The following is a 3,144-nucleotide window of genomic DNA, read 5'->3' on the forward strand; positions in this document are numbered from 1 at the left end:
AAAATTTCCATAAGTCACCAAAAATAGAAACGTTGCACACAGCATAGGCCTATACGTTTACGTCTATCTAGATAGAGTGGTTTTGATAAAAACATAAAAAAACGTCTGTAGCCCTTGTATTACGTGGCTTCTAGAAAATTAGAATTAGTAAATATGTTCGCTATATTGGTAAACCAGAAGCTAAAAACAGCTATTTATCGGTAAACCTCATAAAGCTATCGGTAAATGAGAGAGCCAAAGATCTAGCATAACTTGAGCACCAACGATTGCAAGGATCGCTTCGACTCGAGTTTTGTGGCCACAAAACATTTCCTGTCCGAAGCTTTCGGCCACGTCAGTGCGGCTATCTAAGCGCGTTCTCCACAAGCAGCAAACCCATTGCGGGAGAGGCTTCTTCGTCATCACGAAGAAGGGGTTTCAAAGGGGTAGTCCCCTTTGGTGCGTCGATTGTGTAAACAATCGGTAACGTGCCTTCCTTGAGCTTATCGCAGGCTCTAAATCTCTCTAAATCGCTCTGATTTGATCTAATTTTCTCTAAGTCGCTCTGAATGTCTCTAAATCGCTCTATTTTGCTCAAAGCCTCATTCCGAAGCTCACGCAGCAATTTTTGGATAGCGACCCAACCACCGTTGCTCTCAGCTAGATCCAGTACCTTGGCTCGCAGTCCGGCTTGGCGAATAAGCCGCCATTCTTCGATCTCCAAATGACCCAGCAAATCTGCATCGTCACGCTGCTCCTCGGCTACTTCCTCATCATTCTGCTCAATCACACCTACCTTGGCCTTGAGACCAGCAGACCAGAACAACTGACGCTTGCCCTTCATTGCCGCCGCATAGTCCAGGTAACGGTGCCCCGCCTTGCGATCCCCCCCCTGGAACATCGAGAGCAGCGCGAATGGATGCTTGCCCTTGGCCCGACCGGCCTTGGTTGAGGCCTTCGCGATTTCTGCGTCGACGCCCCAGTGCCGACTGTCATCCTGTTTAGCCAGGTAGTCGCTGGCCGTACACCAGCCCTTAACATCGATCGCATGGGCCTCGAACGCGGCAACCTGGTCAGAGTTGTCGAGGTCGAGAAGACCCGCACGCGCACAACTCGACTTCCAGCGCTCGAGCACCGTCTTTTTCATGGTGTCGGCATCGGTGTCGGCATCGACGATCCATAACTCGTGGGTATGGGGATGCCAGCCGTTCTGGCCATGAGTTAGTTCCAACGAACGGATCAGTCCCTGGTAGCCGGTGGCTTTTTTGAAGCGGATCCAGGGCGATCCCTCACGTAGGTACTTCAACGCGGTCTTCTGCTGCTCCAGCAACTCCGCCAGTTGCTGCCAGACGTAGTGGGGAAACGTCAGGGTGACCATCGCCGCTTGCAAGCCCTGGGCATCGGCCCAGGCCACCGCCTTGGCCACCTCTTCACGCCTACGTTCCTGGACTTTCGCCGCGCAGACCGGGCACGCCCAAACACTCCCGCAGTTCATCACGCCGCTGTAGAAAGCACTGCCATGCTCACGCGAGGCGTGCACTCCGACGGTTCCTGCCACTGGCGTCCATTTGCACTTGGCGGTGCGGTGCCAGTCTTGCGGATGCAGAAGGCCCACCCGTTTTCCCTCATGGAGAAACAGGGCCCGTGCAGATGCAAGGAGGTCATAACGCTCAGCCCGATTAGCCTGCAGCTTCGCACGCAGGTCTTGGGGGGGTAGAGGATTTCGTGTACTTCCCGAGGCACCGCCCCGACCAGCGGTTTTACGCTTGAAGTCCGGTGCTGTCACGCCAACCTCCGCCAGTCCTGGCGGGGGTCGGCACTTGATAAATCACGTGCGCGGTGGTCATACTATCCCCGAATCTTAACGATGAAACCCGGGGAGCGTTGGCGCGCTTTGATCCGGGTTTTGTTGTTTTTGGCGTCTCATTTTCCTATGGACGCGTCATTTATCTTGCTCTGCAAGCTGCCTCGATTCAAGCCACTACAGCGGCCAACTCATTGACACTTACAGTATTTTCTAAGTGCAGGAGCAATATCGCCACCTCACCTTGTCTGCCATTGCAATAGATTGCCATCAGAACAAGGTGTGTCAGCAGCCTACTTTGCATAAAAATCTAAGCGCCTCCGGCGGCCCTCCGGGGCTGCTCGCCGCGAGGCAGGCGGCTGGGGGGAAAGCACCCCAGCCACCAGCCATTAGCGTGTTTGATACATGTAGGTTCAAGGGTTCGCTTCGCCCGTACCTCCGTTCGCCGGGGAGATAAAACACTTCCCCGACGAGCCGGGGGTGCGGCCCTTGAGCCACTCAGAAACGCTATGGCAGGACTAAAAATCAAAAGCCTAGGATCTGATATGCATTGTGCCGCCGCCGTCTCTCCTCTCCCTCAAGAGAGACGCTGATCAATTTGTGGGTATACAAAATGTCGAGTGCAGGTCGTATCTGAGAACGCTGACAAGCCAGGTACTGCTCGATAAGGTCATATCCGATAAAGACCGTTTCAGATGTATTTGGTCGATAAGCGATGAGCAACATGTAGAGCTTCATTGCAGTCAGTGGAATCGCGCCTCTATTCGGGAGCGTCGGTAACTGCTTTAGAACACGGTCGTAGGGCACCTTCCCCCAATTTGCATCATCCTTTTTGACCGTAAGTTCATATTCATGAACCCGGCCATCCTTGCATACGTTCACGATCCCAAAGTCCTGCAATGTGGCAAGACCACGAATCACCATGGGTCTAGAAAGGCCCGTCAATTTCTCCAAATCGGAAAGCGACAGCTTGGCTTTTCTGGTGTGGAAATCGACTGCCGTTGAAATAGCGAGAACACACTTCAAAGCAGCGATATTTTGGCCTGCATTTTTGCCAGCAGAAAATCTCGTAAGACCCTCCTCATCTCTGACCCACCAGCTAGGACACATGCAAAACCTTTTAGCCATTAGTCATTCCCTTTTGAACTCAAAATTGCCTTACACAACTGCCGAACGCATTCGGCCACTACCAGGAGAGCTACTACTGAGATAACGGTTACCAGAACCATTGGGTTGGCATCCGAGATTGCAGAAATAAACGCAGTGAAAATTTCCATAAGTCACCAAAAATAGAAACGTTGCACACAGCATAGGCCTATACGTTTACGTCTATCTAGATAGAGTGGTTTTGATAAAAACAT

General features: G+C 52.2%; 2 protein-coding genes. Both read right to left on the reverse strand.

Features of this window, described 5'->3' with window-relative positions; translation table 11 throughout:
- Nucleotides 1–343: 343 nt before the first annotated feature.
- On the reverse strand, nucleotides 344–1,765 hold the full coding sequence (locus ACIOWA_RS27665; protein ID WP_401162900.1) for a protein rep: 1,422 nt from the start codon (nucleotides 1,763–1,765) through the stop codon (nucleotides 344–346).
- Between the two features lie 543 nt (nucleotides 1,766–2,308).
- Complete coding sequence (locus tag ACIOWA_RS27670) at nucleotides 2,309–2,911, reverse strand: hypothetical protein (protein ID WP_401162901.1); 603 nt, start codon at nucleotides 2,909–2,911, stop codon at nucleotides 2,309–2,311.
- Between the last annotated feature and the right edge of the window lie 233 nt (nucleotides 2,912–3,144).

Source organism: Pseudomonas sp. NPDC087614 (genome assembly GCF_044743485.1).
Lineage (GTDB): Bacteria > Pseudomonadota > Gammaproteobacteria > Pseudomonadales > Pseudomonadaceae > Aquipseudomonas > Aquipseudomonas baetica_A.